At 42.3% G+C, this 20,982-nt stretch carries 22 protein-coding genes; 11 read left to right on the top strand and 11 right to left on the bottom strand.

The window, feature by feature from the left end; translation table 11 throughout:
* Positions 1 to 16: 16 nt before the first annotated feature.
* Positions 17 to 1,027, top strand: a complete 1,011-nt coding sequence (mglC, locus tag HMPREF9065_RS03810) for a galactose/methyl galactoside ABC transporter permease MglC (RefSeq protein WP_021616308.1) — start codon at positions 17 to 19, stop codon at positions 1,025 to 1,027.
* 114 nt (positions 1,028 to 1,141) lie between these two features.
* On the opposite strand, the gene HMPREF9065_RS03815 is transcribed toward mglC, so the two are convergent.
* Entirely contained in the window at positions 1,142 to 1,438 is a 297-nt protein-coding gene (locus HMPREF9065_RS03815) for a DUF5377 family protein (RefSeq protein WP_021616307.1), read from the bottom strand.
* Positions 1,439 to 1,454: 16 nt separating this feature from the next.
* Complete coding sequence (locus HMPREF9065_RS0109490; protein WP_033002598.1) at positions 1,455 to 1,739, bottom strand: alternative ribosome-rescue factor A; 285 nt, start codon at positions 1,737 to 1,739, stop codon at positions 1,455 to 1,457.
* Between the two features lie 215 nt (positions 1,740 to 1,954).
* Between HMPREF9065_RS0109490 and rimO the strand changes: the two genes are divergently transcribed.
* The 3 genes from rimO to HMPREF9065_RS03830 all read left to right on the top strand — a co-directional run bounded on the left by rimO (position 1,955) and on the right by HMPREF9065_RS03830 (position 4,162).
* Positions 1,955 to 3,286: a 30S ribosomal protein S12 methylthiotransferase RimO gene (gene rimO, locus HMPREF9065_RS03820; RefSeq protein ID WP_033002581.1), complete on the top strand. Its 1,332-nt coding sequence runs from the start codon at positions 1,955 to 1,957 to the stop codon at positions 3,284 to 3,286.
* Positions 3,287 to 3,342: 56 nt separating this feature from the next.
* Positions 3,343 to 3,816, top strand: coding sequence for a low molecular weight protein-tyrosine-phosphatase (locus tag HMPREF9065_RS03825; RefSeq protein WP_033002579.1), 474 nt, complete (start codon positions 3,343 to 3,345; stop codon positions 3,814 to 3,816).
* 127 nt (positions 3,817 to 3,943) lie between these two features.
* Positions 3,944 to 4,162: a YdcH family protein gene (locus tag HMPREF9065_RS03830; RefSeq protein ID WP_021616303.1), complete on the top strand. Its 219-nt coding sequence runs from the start codon at positions 3,944 to 3,946 to the stop codon at positions 4,160 to 4,162.
* Between the two features lie 352 nt (positions 4,163 to 4,514).
* Here HMPREF9065_RS03830 and sodC read toward each other — a convergent pair whose 3' ends face one another.
* Entirely contained in the window at positions 4,515 to 5,084 is a 570-nt protein-coding gene (gene sodC, locus HMPREF9065_RS03835) for a superoxide dismutase family protein (protein WP_021616302.1), read from the bottom strand.
* 193 nt (positions 5,085 to 5,277) lie between these two features.
* On the opposite strand from sodC, the gene HMPREF9065_RS03840 reads away from it, so the two are divergent.
* Complete coding sequence (locus HMPREF9065_RS03840; RefSeq protein ID WP_021616301.1) at positions 5,278 to 6,033, top strand: class I SAM-dependent methyltransferase; 756 nt, start codon at positions 5,278 to 5,280, stop codon at positions 6,031 to 6,033.
* 230 nt (positions 6,034 to 6,263) lie between these two features.
* Here HMPREF9065_RS03840 and recF read toward each other — a convergent pair whose 3' ends face one another.
* Genes recF through dnaA form a run of 3 tightly spaced genes read right to left on the bottom strand, consistent with a single transcriptional unit; the run spans position 6,264 to position 9,816 of the window.
* Positions 6,264 to 7,340: a DNA replication/repair protein RecF gene (gene recF / locus HMPREF9065_RS03845; RefSeq protein WP_021616299.1), complete on the bottom strand. Its 1,077-nt coding sequence runs from the start codon at positions 7,338 to 7,340 to the stop codon at positions 6,264 to 6,266.
* 3 nt (positions 7,341 to 7,343) lie between these two features.
* Positions 7,344 to 8,444, bottom strand: coding sequence for a DNA polymerase III subunit beta (gene dnaN / locus HMPREF9065_RS03850; protein ID WP_021616298.1), 1,101 nt, complete (start codon positions 8,442 to 8,444; stop codon positions 7,344 to 7,346).
* Positions 8,445 to 8,454: 10 nt separating this feature from the next.
* On the bottom strand, positions 8,455 to 9,816 hold the full coding sequence (gene dnaA, locus HMPREF9065_RS03855; protein ID WP_021616297.1) for a chromosomal replication initiator protein DnaA: 1,362 nt from the start codon (positions 9,814 to 9,816) through the stop codon (positions 8,455 to 8,457).
* Between the two features lie 427 nt (positions 9,817 to 10,243).
* Here dnaA and rpmH point away from each other — a divergent pair, with 427 nt between their 5' ends.
* The 5 genes from rpmH (at position 10,244) to yjgA (ending at position 13,255) form a co-directional block, all read left to right on the top strand.
* Positions 10,244 to 10,378 (top strand): 50S ribosomal protein L34, encoded by a 135-nt coding sequence (rpmH, locus tag HMPREF9065_RS03860; protein WP_007241546.1) that lies wholly within the window; start codon positions 10,244 to 10,246, stop codon positions 10,376 to 10,378.
* Positions 10,379 to 10,390: 12 nt separating this feature from the next.
* Positions 10,391 to 10,750 (top strand): ribonuclease P protein component, encoded by a 360-nt coding sequence (rnpA, locus tag HMPREF9065_RS03865; RefSeq protein WP_033002577.1) that lies wholly within the window; start codon positions 10,391 to 10,393, stop codon positions 10,748 to 10,750.
* Complete coding sequence (gene yidD, locus HMPREF9065_RS09930; RefSeq protein WP_021616294.1) at positions 10,714 to 10,977, top strand: membrane protein insertion efficiency factor YidD; 264 nt, start codon at positions 10,714 to 10,716, stop codon at positions 10,975 to 10,977. Before rnpA ends, yidD begins: the two co-directional genes overlap by 37 nt.
* On the top strand, positions 10,977 to 12,608 hold the full coding sequence (gene yidC / locus HMPREF9065_RS03870) for a membrane protein insertase YidC (protein ID WP_021616293.1): 1,632 nt from the start codon (positions 10,977 to 10,979) through the stop codon (positions 12,606 to 12,608). Before yidD ends, yidC begins: the two co-directional genes overlap by 1 nt.
* 107 nt (positions 12,609 to 12,715) lie before the next feature.
* The gene (gene yjgA, locus HMPREF9065_RS03875; protein WP_021616292.1) at positions 12,716 to 13,255 is read left to right on the top strand and encodes a ribosome biogenesis factor YjgA; all 540 of its coding nucleotides are present in this window, start codon (positions 12,716 to 12,718) and stop codon (positions 13,253 to 13,255) included.
* Between the two features lie 146 nt (positions 13,256 to 13,401).
* Here the strand turns inward: yjgA and fis are convergent, their stop codons facing one another.
* The 5 genes from fis to HMPREF9065_RS03900 all read right to left on the bottom strand — a co-directional run bounded on the left by fis (position 13,402) and on the right by HMPREF9065_RS03900 (position 20,041).
* On the bottom strand, positions 13,402 to 13,698 hold the full coding sequence (gene fis / locus HMPREF9065_RS03880; protein WP_011608721.1) for a DNA-binding transcriptional regulator Fis: 297 nt from the start codon (positions 13,696 to 13,698) through the stop codon (positions 13,402 to 13,404).
* Positions 13,699 to 13,718: 20 nt separating this feature from the next.
* Positions 13,719 to 14,681, bottom strand: coding sequence for a tRNA dihydrouridine synthase DusB (dusB, locus tag HMPREF9065_RS03885; RefSeq protein WP_033002576.1), 963 nt, complete (start codon positions 14,679 to 14,681; stop codon positions 13,719 to 13,721).
* 371 nt (positions 14,682 to 15,052) lie between these two features.
* Entirely contained in the window at positions 15,053 to 16,423 is a 1,371-nt protein-coding gene (gene gorA / locus HMPREF9065_RS03890) for a glutathione-disulfide reductase (RefSeq protein WP_021616288.1), read from the bottom strand.
* A 108-nt stretch (positions 16,424 to 16,531) separates the two neighbouring features.
* The gene (locus HMPREF9065_RS03895; protein WP_021616287.1) at positions 16,532 to 17,377 is read right to left on the bottom strand and encodes a 23S rRNA (adenine(2030)-N(6))-methyltransferase RlmJ; all 846 of its coding nucleotides are present in this window, start codon (positions 17,375 to 17,377) and stop codon (positions 16,532 to 16,534) included.
* Between the two features lie 99 nt (positions 17,378 to 17,476).
* Positions 17,477 to 20,041, bottom strand: coding sequence for a penicillin-binding protein 1A (locus tag HMPREF9065_RS03900; RefSeq protein WP_021616286.1), 2,565 nt, complete (start codon positions 20,039 to 20,041; stop codon positions 17,477 to 17,479).
* 126 nt (positions 20,042 to 20,167) lie between these two features.
* On the opposite strand from HMPREF9065_RS03900, the gene HMPREF9065_RS03905 reads away from it, so the two are divergent.
* The gene (locus HMPREF9065_RS03905) at positions 20,168 to 20,977 is read left to right on the top strand and encodes a hypothetical protein (protein ID WP_021616285.1); all 810 of its coding nucleotides are present in this window, start codon (positions 20,168 to 20,170) and stop codon (positions 20,975 to 20,977) included.
* The last annotated feature ends 5 nt before the right edge of the window (positions 20,978 to 20,982 follow it).

Raw genomic sequence — 20,982 nt, 5'->3', positions numbered from 1 at the left:
AACAAAGGAACAAATTATGAGTGCCTTAGAAAAAAATAAATCATTCGATTTCTTAAAGCAAAATGCGATTTATTTTGTGTTGTTGATTTTACTTGGCATCATCATCGCACAAGATCCGACATTTCTTAACTTGGTCAACTTCAGTAACATTCTGACCCAGTCCTCCGTGCGTCTCATTATCGCGCTTGGGGTTGCCGGCTTATTGGTCACACAAGGTACCGACTTGTCCGCTGGTCGTCAGGTTGGTCTTGCCGCGGTAATCTCCGCGACCATGTTGCAATCCATGGAAAACATGAACCGTGTTTTCCCTGACCTCGGTGAAATTCCAATTCCGGTAGTTATCCTTGCTGTTTGTGCGGTAGGTGCAGTCATCGGTTTAGTCAATGGTTTGGTTATCGCTTACTTAAACGTGACGCCATTTATCGCCACCATGGGTACCATGATCATCGTTTACGGTTTCAACTCCCTTTATTACGATGCCGTAGGCGGCTCCCCTATCGCCGGTTTCAGCGAAAACTTCTCCACCTTTGCACAAGGCTTTATCCGTCTAGGTTCGTTTAAGCTTTCCTATATCACCATTTATGCCGCTATTTGTGCTTTCGGTGTGTGGGTGATGTGGAATAAAACACGCTTTGGTAAAAACATCTTTGCTATCGGTGGTAACCCTGAAGCGGCAAAAGTTTCCGGTGTAAACGTTGCTCGTAACCTTGTTGTCATCTATATGATTGCCGGTATGTTCTATGCGTTCGGTGGTATGTTGGAAGCCGGCCGTATCGGTTCTGCAACCAATAACCTCGGTTTCATGTATGAATTGGATGCTATCGCAGCCTGCGTGGTAGGCGGTGTGTCTTTCGCCGGTGGTGTGGGTACGGTTATTGGTGTGATTACTGGGGTAATCATCTTCACCGTCATTAACTATGGTTTGACGTATATCGGTGTAAACCCTTATTGGCAATACATCATCAAAGGTAGCATCATCATCCTCGCGGTAGCTATCGACTCCTTGAAATACGCGAAGAAAAAATAATCTTCCCATTCATGAAACGTTAAAAAACGCCATAAAAAACGACCGCACTTTATATGTTATGGTTCGATGGCATAACAAGAAACCCGATGTAATATCGGGTTTCTTTTTTATCAGTTAATCTTTTACCAGCCCTAAATTGCCGATTTTAATCCCCAAATGCCCCAATGCTACCGGAGAGATTTGCTCACTCAGGTAAATAAATAATTCGTCCACGTCAGTAAAAACTTTTTTAATTTTAATTTGGTCTTCCACTTTACGGGTAAATTCATATTGCACGTTATCGCCGTGAATATGCGCTTCCAAAGTTATGTAAATGGTTTCAAAGAAATGACTTTGTGCACCTTCTTCGCCCGGATCGCTGATTCTGACGTTCCATGTGTTGTTAAATAAAATTTCTGTTTTCACTGTCATAATAACCTCATTTATATCAATACATTACATAAACTTTACGAGTAGAAAAAAGCCCGATAATAAAATCTCTTATCATAGAAATCTTATTATCGGGCTTTTCGTAATAACGATTCGCATGTTTCGCTTGACGTTGATAGCTGCCTTTACCTTTCTTATTTCGTTCAATGCGTTGGCGAAAGAGTTTATCGTGTAATAACGCTTGAATGGCATTCTCTTTAATCACACCGCGCTGATGCTGATAGGTCATCGTTCCTTGCGAATGTTGAGGCGGTGTCTGCAAGGCATGTTTTTGTTTTGCCATGATTTTTCCTCTTGTGAATGAAAATAGAATATGTTTTTTAAAGGTTAAAAAACGGCACACATTATAGCGGATTCCGCTGAAATGAAAAGCCGTTGCACGGAAAGCGAAACGCGAAAACCCAATTTTTATTGGCATTTCACTGTCGCCTTTTTGTACAAAAAAAGGTAGAATTAGCCCCTTTTTTATTACCCGCGATAGACTTTTTGAGAAAATTTATGAGTGCTACCCCAAACATCGGCTTTGTCAGCCTTGGTTGTCCAAAGAATTTAGTGGATTCAGAACGTATTCTGACGGAATTACGTTCCAACGGTTATAACATTATTCCGAGCTATGAAAACGCAGATTTAGTGATCGTGAATACCTGTGGTTTTATTGACAGCGCCGTACAAGAATCTTTAGAAGCCATTGGCGAAGCCTTGGAAGAAAACGGCAAAGTGATTGTGACCGGCTGCCTTGGCGCGAAAGAAGATCAAATTCGCCAAGTGCATCCTAAAGTGTTGGAAGTTTCCGGTCCTCACAGCTATGAAACCGTCATGGCGCAAGTGCATAAATACGTGCCGAAACCGGCCTATAACCCATATGAAAGTTTAATGCCGGCACAAGGTGTCAAACTCACGCCAAAACATTACGCCTATTTAAAAATTTCCGAAGGCTGCGATCATCGTTGCACGTTCTGTATTATTCCATCCATGCGTGGTGATTTGGACAGCCGTCCGATTACTCAAGTCTTGGATGAAGCCAAACGTTTGGTGGATGCCGGCGTAAAAGAATTGTTAATTGTGTCCCAAGACACATCCGCTTACGCCTTAGACCAAACCAAAGAAAACCAAAACAAAACCGTGTTCTGGAACGGTATGCCGATTAAGAATAACTTGATCAATTTGTGTCAACAATTAGGCAACTTGGGTGTTTGGGTGCGTTTGCATTATGTGTATCCCTATCCGCACGTAGATGAACTCATTCCGCTCATGGCGGCAGGTAAGTTGTTGCCTTACTTAGATATTCCACTGCAACACGCCAGCCCGAAAATTCTGAAAGCCATGAAAAGACCCGGCAAAATCGACCGCACTTTAGAGCGTATTAAAGCATGGCGTGAAATTTGCCCCGAATTAACCTTACGCTCCACCTTTATCGTTGGCTTCCCTGGGGAAACGGAAGAAGATTTCCAAATGCTGTTGGATTTCTTGAAAGAGGCCCAGTTAGATCGCGTGGGTTGTTTTAAATTCAGCCCGGTAGAAGGTGCGCCAGCGACGGATATGCCGGATCAAGTGCCGGAAGACGTGAAAGAAGAACGTTATCATCGTTTTATGCAAGTGCAACAAGCCATTTCTGCGGCGCGTTTACAACAAAAAATCGGCAAAACGTTGAAAGTCATTGTGGATGAAATCAACGAAGATGGCATTATTGGTCGTTCCATGGCAGATGCACCGGAAATTGATGGCTTGGTGTATGTAGATAATCAAAGCCAAAGTGCGGTCAATATTGGCGACGTGATTGCGGTGCATATCACGGACTCCGATGAATACGATTTATGGGGAACCTGTTAATTCCTTCAACAAAAATCCTCACATGAGGATTTTTTTATCATGTTAGGAGAAAAAGAATGCAACCAATCAACATCCTTTTCGTCTGTTTAGGCAATATTTGTCGTTCCCCGATGGCGGAATATTTAATGCGGGAAAAAATTAAACAAGCCCATTTGCAAGATAACATTTTTACCGCCAGCGCTGGTACCTCCGGCTGGCATGACGGTGAAGGCATGCACTGTGGCACGGCAGATATACTGGATCAACATAAAATTGCCTCGAATGATTTTGTCAGTCGCAAAGTGCGCTCAAAAGATTGGGCAGATTTTGATTATCTCATTGCCATGGACAATGAAAATCTACGGGATTTGGAAAAGCTATTTGGACATCATCCGGAAAAACTGTTTCAAATCACCGCACTTTGCCCAGATTTAGGCATCGATCACATTCCGGATCCATGGTTTACCAAAAATTTCAATCAAACCTATGAATTATTAGATGCGTGTTGCGATGCGTTGTTAGATAAAATTAAGCAAGAACACAGACTGTAATAAGCGTTATACGTTATACACTTATTTTGTGATCTCTCGCACATTTATTTCCGGTGAGATTTGCTACTATAACCCTAACATAACAGTCGTTATGTCGAATCAAAACTTGATATGAGGTATTTCCACTATGTTTCCTGAATTTAGAGATCTAATTACTAAACTTAAAACTGAAGATGCACATTTTGCCAATTTGTTTGATAAACATAATGAGCTCGATCAACGTATTAAAAACATCGAATCCAATATTGAATTGGGCACGCACAATGAAGTGGAATTGTTGAAGAAGGAAAAATTACGTTTAAAAGATGCCATGTACGAAGTGTTGAAAAAGGCTGACGCAAAATAAGTTAATGGCAGAGAATGCACATGTAAAGTGCGGTCAAAAACTCAGCAATTTATCGCTGACTGCGGCACGATGAAGCTCATTATGCCAACGTGTCTTAAGTAAGATTTAAGCGCCACAGCACGGAATCCAATGTGGAACGTGCATGATGGCGCTTAATTAATGTAAGAAAGACAAGCACTGAGATTGTTAGCATTACGTTAAGTGATCATATCGCAGCTCACTTCAACAGAAATAAAAAGGACTGATTTCGATGTAATATCGTTGTCAGTCCTTAATTTTATTGCCTCGTTTTTCGTGGGCGGATTCAATTCTTAATTATTTTCCACCGCACTTTTGGTGTTTCGTCGTTGGCTTATTTAATTACACCACATGCCATACGTGCACCGCCACCGCCAAGTGGTGCTGGGTGATCAGAGTGATTGTCGCCACCGGCATGGATCATGATGGAATGACCACGAACCTCATCAAGATGTTTAAGGCGTGGCGCAAGAACCGGATTGGTGGCTGTGCCATCATGTAATACGGTTAATGCCGGTAAATCCCCTAAATGGGCGTCATCTTGCCATGGATAGCCATGTTGTTTTGTGCCTTTAGGATCCCAGTGACCGCCAGCGCCTAAGCCTGCGGTGAGTTTTCCTTCTTTTTCTTTGGGTTCACAACTTGGATTTTCATGAATATGGAAACCATGTAATCCTTCGCTTAATCCTTGTAAATTCGGGGTAAACACTAAACCGTAATTGGATTCGGTAATGGTAACGGTCCCCACATCTTTATTACCGTTTACCGGATCAAGTTGTTGTACTTTCACTTCAATGGAAGCACCGGCAGGTGCCATATGGTCGTGTTTATGTTCATGCGCATTGGCGACAGCGCTCGCACAGATTGCGCTGATGCTTACGGCTAAGAGCGTTTTAAATTTCATTTATGTACTCCTTTTATGTTAAAAGTCTTTCCTATTCTAACTAAAATGAGGCATAAATCGAATGTTTTTTAAGAAGTTATTGGCTATTAAAGTTATTTGGCATTTTTATCTAACAGGGTTTTATCTTTTTCTTTCATCAAAATAGGATTGATTTATAATAGGAATCGTTACGATTTCATTTAGGAGGAATACGATGGCGAAAGAAGAAGTGGGTCATAATTTTTTGGCACGTCTAGGTAAAACCCGTTTACGTCCGGGCGGTCGCAAAGCGACAGAATGGTTAATTGCGAGCGGTGACTTTAATAAAGAGAAAAAAGTCCTCGAAGTGGCTTGTAATATGTGTACCACTGCGATTGGCTTGGCAAAACAATATGGTTGTCAGATTGAAGGTGTTGATTTAGATGAAAACGCCTTGGAAAAAGCCAGAACCAATATTGCTGCAAATAATTTACAGGATAAAATCCATGTGCAACGTGCCAATGCGATGAAATTGCCTTTTGAAGACAATACGTTTGACATTGTGATTAATGAGGCGATGCTCACCATGTTGCCTGTTGAAGCCAAAATGAAGGCCGTTGCCGAATATTTTCGTGTATTGAAACCGGGTGGCTTTTTGCTGACGCACGATGTGATGTTAGTAGGAGAGGATCATAAAACCATTTTGGAAAATATGCGCAATGCCATCAATGTGACAGTCACGCCATTAACCAAAGAGGGGTGGAAACAAGTATTTTTAGACAGTGGTTTTCGTAATATTGAAACCTTTTCCGGTGAGATGACACTGCTATCGCCAAAAGGAATGATTTATGACGAAGGTGTGTTAGGTACATTGAAAATTATTAAAAACGCCATGAAAGCAGAAAATCGTGAGCAGTTTAAGCGAATGTTTAGCACGTTTAATGACCCTGAGCATAAATTGCATTTTATTGCGGTTTGTAGTCAGAAATAATCTACTTTCTTGCTTGTGCAAGAAAGTAGCAAAGAACACACCCCAACTTCACCGCTTATCCGATCTTAATTTCAATTTTTTTACGGAAATTTTCGAACTCGCCATGCTATGGCTCGAACAAAGCGAAAATTTCCTAAAAATTGAAAGTCGCTCGGGCGGTTCAGATGGGGATTTTTTAGGTGCACTATTCAAGATACAAAAGATAAAGATTAGATTTGTGGTAATCGTGATCAAATTTCTCTGATATATCCATTTTCTATTTTAAAAGTGCGGTGCTTTTTCGGTTGCATTTCGTTGAGTTGATTTTGTGTAATGGCGGTGACAAAAACTTGTGAGCCACTGTTTTGTAGGCGTTCGGCAAGAAGACTGCGTTTAGTTTGATCCAACTCGGAGGCAAAGTCATCAATGAGGAAAATACAATGGCGTTGTTTTTGTTGCATCAAATGTTCACCTTGAGCTAAACGCAATGCGCACATTAATAATTTCAACTGACCGCGCGATAAAATATCTTCCACCGGCAATCCATTGGCCTTAAAGCGGAAATCCGCTTTTTGCGGACCGGAAACCGTATAGCCTAATGAGCGATCCCGTTCAAAATTACGTGCCAATAATTCGGCATAATTTTGATCTTTTTCCCACCCTTGATGAAAGCTCGCGCGAATGTCTAATTCCGGCAGGAATAAACGGCAGGTTTGTTCAATTTCCGGTTGTAGAGCTTGCGCATATTCGGCTCTGAGCAGACTTACTTGATCGGCAAGTTTTACCAATTCCACATCCCAAATTTTCATTTGTTGATAACTGGAAACTTGCTGTAAGGCAGCATTTCGTTGTTTGAGTAAACGGCTTAAACTCGCCCACAGGTTATAAAAACTCACGTGATGATGAAATAAGCCCCAATCCAGAAAGGCGCGGCGATAGCTTGGACCGCCGTTGAGCAAATTTAAACCTTCCGGCGTAATGATTTGCATGGGCAGCAAGTGTGCGAGATCAGAAATTTTATTGCCATCTTCGCCGTTGATTTTCACGAGCGTGTTGCCTTGGCGGAGTTTTTGCAAGCCGACCGACCATTGATGTTGCTGTTCTTGAATTTGCCCGAAAAGGGTAAAGTGGGGTTGTTCGTAAGAAATAATCCGATTACTGACCGCACTTTTAAAAGAGCGTCCGTGACCTAAATAGAAAATGGCTTCCAGCAAGCTGGTTTTGCCGCTGCCGTTGTTGCCGACCAAAAAGTTAAAGCCGTGATCCAATTCCAGATCCACGGCTTGTAAATTACGAAAATTTTCAACGGTTAAACGTGAAATCGCCATACATTATAAGCGCATCGGCATAATCACATATTCTGCGCTGGCGTCTTCACAATCTTCAATTAAGCAGCTGGAAGACGCATCAGTTAAGCGCATACGCACTTGGTTGCATTTCAACGCATTCAACACATCAAGAATATAGCTAACGTTAAAGCCTACTTCCATTTCTTCGCCGCTGTAAGACACATCAATGATTTCTTCCGCCACTTCTTGTTCTGGGTTGGTGGCAGTAATTTTCAGTTGGTTTTCACTGAGCTGTAAGCGTACGCTACGGAAACGTTCGTTAGATAAAATTGCCGCGCGTACAAAGGCTTGTTTTAAGGTTTCCCAACTCGCTTCAACAATACGGGTTGCATTGCGTGGCAACACACGACGATAATCAGGGAAACGACCGTCAATGAGTTTTGAGGTAAACGTGATGTGATTTAATTGAATGCGCAAGTTGTTCGTACCAATTTGCAAACGCGCGGGTTGATCGCTTGGTTCCAACAAACGTGCCAGTTCTAACACACCTTTACGCGGTAAAATCACGGAATGGGTTTGTAAATCTTGTTCTAATGGGATGGTGCAAACTGCTAAACGGTGACCATCGGTTGCGACGGTGCGTAATAAATTGCCTTCCGTTTCAAATTTCATGCCATTTAAGAAATAGCGCGCGTCTTGGTTTGCCATAGAAAATTGCGTGGCTTCAATTAAACGGCGTAGTGTCGCTTGCTCTAGGGTGAAATCCACTTCTGATTGCCAATCTGTGAGGTTCGGATAATCTTCTGCCGGCAAAGTGGATAAATTGAAGGTGCTGCGACCGGAACGCACAATGGCGCGATCTTCTTCAAATGTGACGGTAATTTCCGCATTGTCCGGCAAGCTACGGCAAATATCTAAGAATTTCTTTGCCGGCATAGTGAATTTGCCATCTTGTTCGGCATGAAGCAATGGTGTTTTGGTGGAAAGTTCCACTTCTAAATCTGTGCCGGTAATGCTTAATTGATGATTCTCAATGTGCAATAAGACGTTATTTAACACGGGAATATTCGGGCGGCTATTTAATACGCCACACACTTGTTGCAACGGCTTCAATAAATTTTCGCGGGAAATAATAAATTGCATTTGGTGACTCCTATACGGATAAAATTCGAATTAAATTAGCCCAATCTTCTTGGATATCCAGCTCGGATTCCCGTAATTCAACCACTTTACGACACGCGTGTAATACTGTCGTATGATCGCGATCCCCGAAAGACTTGCCGATTTCCGGCAGACTACGGTTAGTTAATTCTTTCGCTAAAGCCATTGCTACTTGGCGTGGGCGAGCCACTGAGCGGGAGCGGTTTTTCGATTTTAAATCGGATACTTTAATACGATAGTATTCCGCCACCACTTTTTGAATATTGTCAACCGTGACTAACTTATCTTGCAGTGCCAGCATATCTTTCAGGGTTTCACGCACAAAATCGATGGTGATCGGTTCCCCTTTAAATTCCTGCATGGCTTTCACTCGATTTAAGGCGCCTTCTAATTCACGCACATTGGTGCGTAATTTTTGACCGATGAAAAACGCCACATCGTGGGGTAAATCCACGTTATTTTCTTCCGCTTTTTTCATCAAAATGGCAACACGGGTTTCAAGATCCGGCGGTTCAATCGCTGTCGTAAGCCCCCAGCCAAAACGGGATTTTAGGCGCTCTTCAATTTTTTCAATTTCCCGTGGATAACGGTCTGAAGTCAAAATAATTTGGCGGCCACGTTCAAATAAAGTGTTGAAAATATGGAAGAATTCTTCTTGGGTTTTTTCTTTATCGCTGAAAAATTGAATATCATCCACTAACAACGCATCTAAAGAGCGGTAGAATTTTTTAAATTCTTCCATTTTGTTGTCACGAATATACGCCACAACCTGTTGCACAAAACGCTCGGAGTGAATATATACCACACGCGCCTCCGGATTATTGGCGATAATGCCGTTGCCGATGGCGTGCAACAAGTGGGTTTTACCTAAGCCTGTGCCGCCGTATAAGAAAAGTGGATTTGCGGTTTGTTCGCCGGGATTATCTGCCACTTTTTGTGCTACAGCACGTGCCAGTTGGTTAGATTTCCCCTCAACGAAGTTATCAAACACCAATTTAGTGTTTAAGTTGGAATTATAAGGCGTTTTGCTGGTGTTTTTTTCTTCCGAAAAACCGACCGCACTTTGTTTTTTCGTAGGTTTCTCTACTTTGGGTGCAGTGGGTTTAATGCCTTCAATCACGGATACATTGAGATTAGGGTTTGCGCTGGCTTGACGGGCAACATCCAGAATTAATGGCAGGTAATTATCGATCACCCATTTTTGAACAAAGGCATTTGACGCATAAAGCAAAAGGCTCTCAGCCGTTGCCTCAGCTTGCAACGGATAAAGCCAAATTTTGAAATCGTCTGCAGGAATTTTATCTTGAATTTGTAACAAACAGCTTTGCCAAAGAGCATCAGACCGGTTTTCCACTTTATGTATCCCTAATTAATAGTAATTGATGATTTTCATAGGTGTTTAACCAACCGGCGATATGTTTGTTTTTATATTGTCTAGCTGGCAACAGAATATCCTAAAACGCGGATTTTCGGCTGAAAGTGCGGTTGGAAAGAGGGGCATTTTACAACAAAGGGAAAAAAAGATCTTTAACCGATGATCAAAAAATGCAAAAAAGGTTGCTTGCCATTTTTTGTTAAAAACGTATAATTTCGGGGCTTCTAAATGCATGAGTTGAGGAAAATTTAAACAGTTTTTAGATTTCTCCTTGATTCTTATTTGACGGATGGCGAGTTTACGATTAAAATTCGACTCCTTAATTTTTGAATATTCTTATTTTTTGCGTGTTTTTAAAACATTCAAAATAGAAACTGTTAATTCACTATTTTTTAGGTACATAATAATGAAACGCACATTTCAACCTTCCGTATTAAAACGCAACCGTACTCACGGCTTCCGTGCTCGTATGGCTACGAAAAATGGCCGTCAAGTTTTAGCTCGTCGTCGCGCTAAAGGTCGTAAAAGTTTATCTGCCTAATCGCATATTAATGTGGTTAAGCTAAACTTTCCTAGGGAGTTACGTTTGTTAACTCCCGAACATTTTAAATACGTCTTCCAACAGCCGTTTCGCGCTAGTTCACCTGAAATCACCATTCTTGCCCGCCAAAATCACCTTGAGCATCCACGCTTAGGTTTAACTGTGGCAAAAAAACACCTCAAACGTGCCCATGATCGTAATCGTATTAAGCGTTTATGTCGTGAATCCTTTCGTTTGAGCCAACACCGTTTACCGTCTTATGATTTTGTTATTGTCGCTAAACAAGGAATTGGTCGTTTAGACAACCGCACTTTATGGCAAATACTGGATAAATTATGGCAACGACACATTCGTTTGGCGCAAAAATCCTGATCGGATTCATTCGGTTCTATCAAATTGTTATCAGCCCATTAATCGGCCCTCGTTGCCGTTTTACGCCGACTTGTTCCTGCTATGGCATTGAGGCGTTAAAAAACCATGGCATGGTAAAAGGAGGTTGGCTTACGATAAAACGTATATTAAAATGTCATCCCTTACACGCGGGTGGATACGATCCTGTTCCACCAAAGATCAATAATAACAAAACAGAGAATAAATAATGGATTCAAGACGAAGCCTGCTAGTCATCGCACTACTCTTTATGTCTTTTGTTGTTTATCAGCAATGGCAACTTGATTATCACACGCCAAAACCAACGGTTACCGAGCAAGTAAAAAATGCCGTTTCTGATGTTCCCTCTTCAGCAAATTTAAATGCCGTTGCAGCAACAAACGAAACGTCAACCAACGGTCGTATTATCACCTTAGAAAATGATGTATTCCGCTTGCAAATCAATACAGCTGGTGGCGATGTTATCCGTTCAGAATTATTAAAATACGATGCCGAATTGAATTCTAATACACCATTCGTATTATTACAAAACACACCGGAACACCAGTATGTTGCGCAAAGTGGGTTAATCGGTAAAGACGGCATTGATACCAAAGCTGAACGTGCCTTATACCAAGTGGAAGGCGATACCTTTAAATTGGCAGAAGGACAAAATGAATTGGTGGTTCCTTTTACCTATGAGCGTAACGGGGTAACCTATCGCAAAATTTTTGTGTTGAAACGTGGCGAATATGCGGTTGCGGTTAATTATGAAATTAATAACCAAAGTGATGCGGCAATTGAAGTTGAACCTTATGCTCAATTAAAGCATCGTTTAGTGGACAGTTCCGATAGCATAGCGATGCCAACCTACACCGGTGGTGCTTATTCTTCTTCTGAAACTAACTACAAAAAATACAGTTTCAGCGATATGGAAAATGCCGATCTCTCTATTCAAACAAAAGCTGGTTGGGTTGCGGTATTACAGCATTACTTTGTTTCTGCTTGGATCCCAAATCAAGATGTAGATAACCAGCTTTATACTCGAACGGATAAAGCTAATAATGTCGGCTCAATTGGTTATCGTAGTCCGGCGGTAGTGATTCAACCACATAGCACTGAAACCTTAACCAGCAAATTATGGACAGGTCCAAAATTACAAAATGAAATGGCACAAGTGGCCGATCATTTAGATTTAACCGTGGACTATGGTTGGGCATGGTTCATTGCAAAACCGCTTTTCTGGTTACTTACGTTTATTCAGCAATTAGTCCATAACTGGGGCGTTGCCATCATCTGTATTACATTAATCGTGAAAGCCATTTTATATCCGCTTACGAAAGCGCAATACACGTCTATGGCAAAAATGCGTATGCTACAACCGAAATTGCAAGAAATGCGCGAACGTTTCGGTGATGATCGTCAACGCATGAGCGAAGAAATGATGAAATTGTATCGAGACGAAAAAGTGAATCCATTAGGCGGTTGCTTCCCGTTATTGTTACAAATGCCGATTTTCATCGCTTTATACTGGACGTTCATGGAAGCAGTTGAACTACGCCATGCGCCATTCTTTGGCTGGATTCAAGACTTGTCTGCACAAGATCCGTATTACATCCTACCGATTTTAATGGGGGCTTCTATGTTCTTGTTGCAAAAAATGTCGCCGACACCGGCTGCTGACCCGATGCAACAAAAGATCATGAATTTTATGCCGTTAATGTTCATGGCATTCTTCCTTTGGTTCCCGGCTGGCTTAGTACTTTACTGGTTAGTGTCTAACCTCATCACGATTATCCAACAACAGCTGATTTATCGTGGTTTAGAGAAAAAAGGGTTACATACCCGTCATAAAAAATAAACCTTATGCTTTCAATGAAAGTGAGTAACATCGGGACTGGTTTCTAAGAAACCAGTCCTCTTTTTATCTCAGTTCCCAAAAGAACGACATAGAATCGGAGATAACACATGACAAAACGCAAACAAGATGATTTTGAATGGCAAAATGAAGAACAAGAAGAGATTATTTGGGTTAGTAAAAGTGAAATAAAACGTGATGCCGAAGCATTAAAAAAACTCGGTGAAAAATTGGTTGAGTTAACCCCCGCAAAATTAGACAAAATTCCACTTGATGATAACTTACAAGAGGCGATTTTTCTTGCTCAGCGTCTGCAAAAAGAAGCACGTCGTCGCCAGTTACAATATATTGGTAAATTATTGCGAAGTACAGACGTTGAACCTATTCAAGAGGCACTTGATAAGATTGAAAATAAACACTTACAACAGCAGATAGTCCTACACAAACTAGAATTATTGCGTGACGAACTCATCGAACAAGGCGACACGGCATTAACCCGCTTACTTAATGACTATCCACAAGCCGACCGACAACAATTACGCAATCTTATTCGTTCAGCCAAAAAAGAAAGAGAGCAAAATAAACCTGCCAAAGCGTATCGTGAACTTTTTCAATATTTAAAGGAGATCTTTCTTACGGAGTCGTTTTAGTAGGCGGTGATAAGGCTTTAAAAGCGTGAATGTGGAGTTTAATACAGTCAAATGGTTTTTGGATTGGTTATGACCACAATAAACTACTGAATAAACAAAAAGCCCTTGTCACAGGGACAAGGGCTACGATCAAAATCAGTTAAAAACTAACCCATACCGTATTTTTTTAATTTTTTACGCAAAGTGCCGCGGTTAATACCGAGCATAGTTGCAGCACGAGTTTGATTGCCGCGAGTATATTGCATAATCATATCTAACATTGGGTGTTCGACTTCTGCCAGTACCAATTCATACAGATCATTCACATCTTGACCGTCCAATTGGGATAAATAATTTCTTAACGCTTGTTTTACAGAGTCGCGCAATGGTTTGTTAGTGACTTGAGATTGAGAATTCAGCACTGAAACAGTTAATGCTTCTGCCGGATTACGTTGTTCTAGCATTTTTCTATCCATTAATTAAATCAAATTAAACTAAAAAATCGCTCTAATGCGGACAATTGTGCCGAAGCAGAGGTGAGCGCATTAAAATCTTGTTTAAAAACAGAATCGGGTTGAATGTCCTGTAAATACCAAGCAATATGCTTGCGTGCAATTCGGTAGCCTTTTTCTTCTCCGTAAAAGCGATGCAATTCCCGGATATGCTGTAAAATTACACGACATTTTTCTTCTAAGCTTGGCGCCTTAATAATCGAATGATGTTCCACCAGTCCGACCACAGATTGAAACAACCAAGGTCGGCCTAATGCGCCACGTCCGATCATAATGCCATCAGCACCCGTGTCATCGAGTACCGCTTTGGCTTTTTGGGCAGAAGTAATATCGCCGTTAGCAATCACCGGAATCGTGACTTGCTGTTTCACCAATCGAATATGTTCATACTCCGCCTCGCCTTCAAATTTGCAGGCGCGGGTACGACCATGAATGGTTAACGCTTGAATGCCACTTTGTTCCGCGATTTTGGCAATTTCTACACAATTTCGATTTTCCACATCCCAACCTGTACGAATTTTTAAGGTTACCGGAACCTCAACAGACTTCACCACAGACTCAAGAATTTGTCGAACCAGTTGGGGATATTGTAAAAGTGCGGAGCCCGCCATTTTACGATTCACCTTCTTTGCCGGACAGCCCATATTAATATCAATAATCTGAGCGCCATATTCGACATTGACTTGAGCGGCTTGTGCCATTTCATCGGGATCGGAACCCGCAATTTGTACGGCGTTTATGCCTGCGTCTTGGTGATGAGCCAAACGCAATTTCGATTTCTCGGTATGCCATACCTGCGGGTTGGTTGACATCATTTCTGAGAAAGTCAAACCTGCGCCATACGTAGCACAAATTCGACGAAAAGGTTGATCTGTAATGCCGGCCATGGGTGCCAATAAAATGCGATTTTTTAATTGATAATGACCAATCCGCATTACGACTCCAACATTTCCAACCATTTGACCAAACTCGGCTGCCAACCGACAAGGTGCGCTATCATACGCACTTTTCGAACGTTTGCAAAGGGTAATTTTTATACAAAATGGATTTTTTTGGTCATCTTGTGAAATTAGCAATGAGGTGGGAAGACGTGAAAGTGAGATAAGTCATTGTGAATCAAAAAATCCGGAGAGAAAGTCGTTTTGAAAAGGGGCGGAAATCGGTGAAAAATCGCAGTGGTCTGATGATTGTCGCTATGGCGTTTAGTATGTGTTGACACTATACAAAGTGCGGTCGTTTTTCTCATTGTTTTCGAAAAACAAAGGGCCTGATGATGTTCAGGCCCGAAGTGATTGTTCACAAAGTATTAACGCATGGTCACGAATTCTTCCGAACCGGTTGGGTGAATAGCCACTGTGTTGTCAAAATCCGCTTTTGTTGCGCCCATTTTGATCGCCACAGCAAAACCTTGAATCATTTCGTCCACGCCAAAACCAATGCCATGTAAGCCCACGATTTTTTCCTCTTTACCCACGCATACCAATTTCATGCGACAAGGTTGACGATGTTGGGTGACAGCCGTGTACATCGAGGTAAAAGAAGATTTATACACTTTCACATTTTCCACACCATATTGTTCAATGGCTTGTGGTTCGGTTAATCCCACAGTGCCAATTGGCGGATGACTGAACACCACAGACGGCACTAAATTGTAGTCTAAATGTTCGTTCGGTTTATTGTTAAACAGGCGTTCGGATAAACGACGTCCGGCTGCAACTGCCACCGGCGTGAGTTCAATGCCGCCTTCAATAATATCGCCTACTGCATAAATGCCTGGGACATTGGTGTTTTGGTATTTATCTACCTTGATGAAACCACGCGCATTCGCTTCTACGCCGGCGGCTTGTAAATTAATTTTATCAGTCGTCGGCTCACGTCCAATCGCCCAAATCAGGCAATCTACGGTTTGCTCGCGACCATCCTCTAATTTAAGGGTCACAGAACCGTCTGCATTTTTTACCACTTCGTTTGGAATGGCATGGGTGTGTAACGTAATGCCGTCTTGTTGCATAGATTCCACCAAGGTTTCCACCATCATTGGATCAAAATTACGCAACGGCGCGTGTTTACGCACAAATAAATGGGTTTCCACACCAAGGCTGTTCAAGACGCCGGCCAACTCCACGGCAATATAACCTGCGCCAACAACAGCTGTGCGTTTAGGTAGCTCGGTTAACGCAAAAACGCCATTAGAATCAATACCGTATTCCGCGCCTTTTATTGCAGGAATACTTGGACGTCCACCGGTAGCAATCAAAATATGATCTGCTGTCACTTGTTCGGTGGAACCATCGTCGAAAGTCACTTGAAGGGTATTTTTATTGACAAATTGAGCAAAACCGCGAATCACATCCACGTTATTTTTGGCTAATACGTTATCGTATGAGGTATGAATGCGGGAAATATAAGCTTGACGGCTTTCTACCAACTTGGCGAAATCAAATTTTTTCACATCCACATCAAAGCCATAATCCGGTGCATAATGATGGATGGCTTCTGCAATTTGTGCGCCGTAGAACATCACTTTTTTCGGCACGCAGCCCACGTTAACACAGGTACCGCCTAAATGTTTTGCTTCAATAATGGCACATTTTTTGCCATAACTTGCTGCACGATTAATGGAAGCAATTCCACCGCTGCCACCACCGATGGCAATGTAATCATAATGTTTTGTCATAGTCTGTCCTTAATAAATAAAATCACGCCATATTCTCTAATAAACTGCGTTTTTCACGCAAACTGAATAAATGAATCAGTCTAATCGGTATTATCTCAGTCGGAAGCATTATTCCGGAGTAATCCAATTCATCGACCAACTGCCGGTACCTTGTGGCACAAGTGCGGTAGATAAATACGGCAAAATGGATTTCATCTGCTGTTCTAACATCCAAGGGGGATTTACCACAATCATGCCACTCGCCGTCATGCCACGTTGATCAGAATCCGGGCGCACCGCCAATTCAATTTGCAAAATTTTACGAATCCCCGTGGCCTCTAAGCCTTTTACAATACGTTTAGTTTGCTGACGTAACACCACCGGATACCAAATCGCATAGACACCGGTTGCAAAACGTTTGTAACCTTCTTCAATGGCTTTCACCACCAAATCATAGTCTTCTTTCAGTTCATAAGGGGGGTCAATTAGCACCAAGCCACGCCGCTCTTTCGGTGGCAATGTGGCTTTGACTTGCTGAAAGCCATCGCCGATTTTCACCGTCACATTTTCAAATTCTTTGAAATTATTGCGTAACAAAGGAAACTCGCTTGGGTGCAATTCTATCATCAGCGCACGATCCTGTGGGCGCAATAAATTCGCTGCCAACAAAGGGGAACCGGCGTAATAGCGCAATTCTTTGCCGCCATAATTCAGCTTTTTAATCAGTGCCACATAGCGCGCCACTTCTTGCGGTAAATCCTCTCGCTCCCACAAACGCCCAATGCCGTCCACATATTCAGCCGTTTTCTCCGCTTCTGCACTAAATAAGCGATAACGCCCTGCGCCTGCATGGGTATCTAAATAATAAAAACCTTTTTCTTTTTGCTGTAGGCTTTCGATAATCAGCATTAACACGATATGCTTCAACACATCCGCATGGTTGCCGGCATGAAAACTATGGCGATAACTTAGCATAAATCCTACTTATAACCGTTTCAAAAAACGTTGTAAAAAACCACCGCACTTTTGTGCAGAAAAAAGAAGCCCAACAGCTGTCGGGCCTCCTATAATACACTAGAATAATTCTTCCGGTTGACCACCGGCAGGATTGTTTAACAGCTCACTTGGTACATAATAGCCACGCTCTTCAACATAAACACGGGTTGGTTCAGTGCCTTTAATAAAATATTCCACACGCCCACCATTGGCTAGCAAACCAGAACGCACATCAATGCGTTTTTCCACAATATTCGCCGGTGTCGGTAAATTACGCTCAGGTGTATCTTTCAAAATAGCCTTCATATAACTTATCCATGCCGGCATCGCACTTTTCGCACCGGCTTCGCCACGGCCTAAATTAAATTTATTGTCATCGAAACCAATATACACAGCCGTCGTTAAGTTCGCGCCAAACCCGGCATACCATGCGACCTTGGAGTTATTGGTCGTTCCGGTTTTACCGCCAATATCTTTACGTTTAATTTCGTTTGCCATACGCCAACTGGTGCCTTTCCAGCCCAATCCTTGTTCACCATAGATGGCGGTATTTAATGCGCTGCGAATTAAGAAGGCTAATTCACCGCTGATAACCCGTGGGGCATATTGTGTGGCGGATGAGCTTGTTTTCGCGTCTGCCATAAAATTCAAATTCTCTTCTTTTATAGCATCGGCACGCGGTTGTAATTCCGGAATATCCGGCACATTTTCCCCTTGCTCGATTTCTTCTTCTCCGTTGGTCGCCTCATCACTGCGTTTTAAATTATCCGCAACCGTCAAATCCGTATTTTTAAAGCCATCTAGCTTCTCCGTTTCACCATAAATAACCGGCACATTATCACAAGTTGGGCAAGCTAATTTCGGATTCGCCACAAAAATTTCCTTTCCGGTGTTATCTAAGATTTTATTGATAATATAAGGATCGATTAAATAACCGCCATTATCGAACACCGCATAACCGCGCGCCATTTCGAGTGGTGTAAAGGAGGCTGCACCTAATGCAAGCGCTTCACTGGCAAAATATTGGTCCCGCTTGAAACCGAAACGTTGTAAGAAATCCGCCACGAAATCAACGCCGGTCATTTGCATGGCACGGATCGCAATCATGTTTTTAGATTGCCCCAATCCCACGCGTAAACGTAACGGACCGTCATAACGATCCGGTGAGTTTTTTGGTCGCCATTCTTTTTGACCCGGTTTTTTCAATACAATCGGCGTATCTTGCAACACGCTGGATAGGGTTAAGCCTTTTTCTAAAGCCGCTGCATAAATAAACGGTTTAATGGAAGAACCCACTTGTACCAGAGATTGTGTTGCACGGTTAAATTTACTTTGTTCAAAACTAAATCCACCCACAATAGCTTCAATGGCACCGTTGTCACTGTTTAATGACACTAACGCAGAGTTAGCTTGCGGAATCTGGCCTAAGACCCATTCACCCTTGTCATTTTTACGAATCCAAATTTGATCCCCGGTTTTTACTGGATTGGCTTGTCCGGTCCAACGCATGGCACTACTCGGCAATGTCATCTTTTCCTCAGATGCTAACAGCAATTCTGCGCCGGATTTAGAAACGCTGATGACGGCGGCGGGAATAAACGGTTCAGAATTCGGTAATTTTTTCAAGAAGCCGATAATGGTGTCATTATCCCAAGGGGTTTCGCCTTTTTTCCACAATGGCGCACCGCCACGGTAGCCATGACGCATATCATAAGCAATTAAATTATCACGCACGGCTTTTTGTGCGACTTCTTGGTCGTTAGAAAGCACGGTGGTATAGACTTGATAACCTTTGGTGTAGGCATTTTCTTCACCAAAGCGTTTTACCATTTCCTGACGCACCATTTCTGTCACATAATCCGCTCGAAAATCTAATTTCGCACCATGATAGCTGGCGACAATCGGCTCTTTTAGGGCAGCATCGTATTCTTGTTGTGTGATGTATTTTTGATCCAACATACGCCACAACACAACATTGCGACGTTCCAACGCGCGTTTTGGTGAGGAAAGCGGATTCATTGTGGAAGGGGCTTTTGGCAAACCGGCAATGACAGCCATTTCAGATAAAGTTAATTGATTTAATTCCTTACCAAAATAGGTTTTTGCCGCAGCTGCAACGCCGTAAGAGCGGTAGCCGAGATAAATTTTATTGAGATACAGCTCTAAAATTTCTTGTTTGTTTAACGCATTTTCAATTTCAATCGCTAAAATCGCTTCTTTGGCTTTACGCGTGAAGGTTTTTTCTGATGTTAAAAAGAAGTTTCGCGCTAATTGTTGTGTAATGGTACTTGCCCCTTGAGAGGTGCCACCTTTATTGATCGTCACCATTAATGCTCGCGCGATCCCGATCGGATCCAACCCATGATGTTCATAAAAACGGCTATCTTCTGTTGCCAATACGGCTTGAATTAATTTTTCAGGAATATTTTCCAATTTTACCGGGATACGACGTTGTTCACCGACTTCACCAATTAACTTACCGTCTGAGGTGTAAATTTGCATCGGCTGTTGCAACTCCACCGTTTTCAAACTTTCTACATCGGGTAACTCTGACTTGAACTGGACATAGACTATGCCGACAGCAATACAGCCCAGAATAAATAAGGTTAACAAGGTGCTTAATATTAATTTTGCGATCCGCATCGAAAATTTCTCGCTTACTTAAAGGGGGTTAAGAAAATTAAAATAAAGTTAGCCAATAAGTATAAAGACTACGCGCCTAAAGAAAAAGCGAAAACTGTTGGAAATCGGGGGAATCAGGATAAATTTATGTTCATAAAACGTACACCTTCAATTCAAGTCGGCCTCTGGTTGCGTCATCACGCTATTGATGTGGTTTGGTTCGATAAGGACAATCGTCCGCATAGTGAGTGTTTGGAAAAATTAGATTTACTGGAGCTTCCCGCCACCCTTAATCTCCGGCTTGCTATGCCTGCACGCAGAAAATCGCCTTATAAATTTATTACCGCCATCATGCCGCATCATATCTGGCAAAAAACACTGATTTTGCCGCACAATCTCACCCCGCTGGAATGTGAGCAACAATGTCATTTTACACTTTCCAACGAGCTGCCGTTGCCGCTTGAGGAGATTTGGTATGACTATGCCGCCACCCCATTAAAACAGGGTTTCCGTTTGGAAATCTTCGCGATTCGCCAACAAATTGCAACGGATTACTTACAGCAATTTATGCCGCTACAGATTGAGGTGTTAGACAACATGGCCAAAGCCTTGTTACGTGGCGCAGAATATGTGTTAGGCAAGCCCTTGCCGGCAGAGGCCATTTTCTTATATCAAGATGAACAAGGCGGCTTAGCCGTACAACCCAAACTGCAACAAAATCAAACCTTATTCCAAACAGAGACAAATTTGACCGCACTTTTTGAGCAATATTGCCATCGTTATGACGAAAAACCGGAAGCCGTTTTTTACTTGCAAACGGAAGACACTGAAACAGCAGTGCCGGATCATTGGCATTGTCTCTCAACGGAATTGCCGCTTATCGCCCTTGGTAATGCCTTATGGCAACAAGATACGTATGCCAAATCCACCGCACTTTTCGATGCACCGATAGGTTAAGGAAA

It is taken from the genome of Aggregatibacter sp. oral taxon 458 str. W10330 (assembly GCF_000466335.1).
In the GTDB taxonomy this organism is placed as follows: domain Bacteria; phylum Pseudomonadota; class Gammaproteobacteria; order Enterobacterales; family Pasteurellaceae; genus Aggregatibacter.
This window is presented reverse-complemented; position numbering and strand designations above follow the sequence as displayed.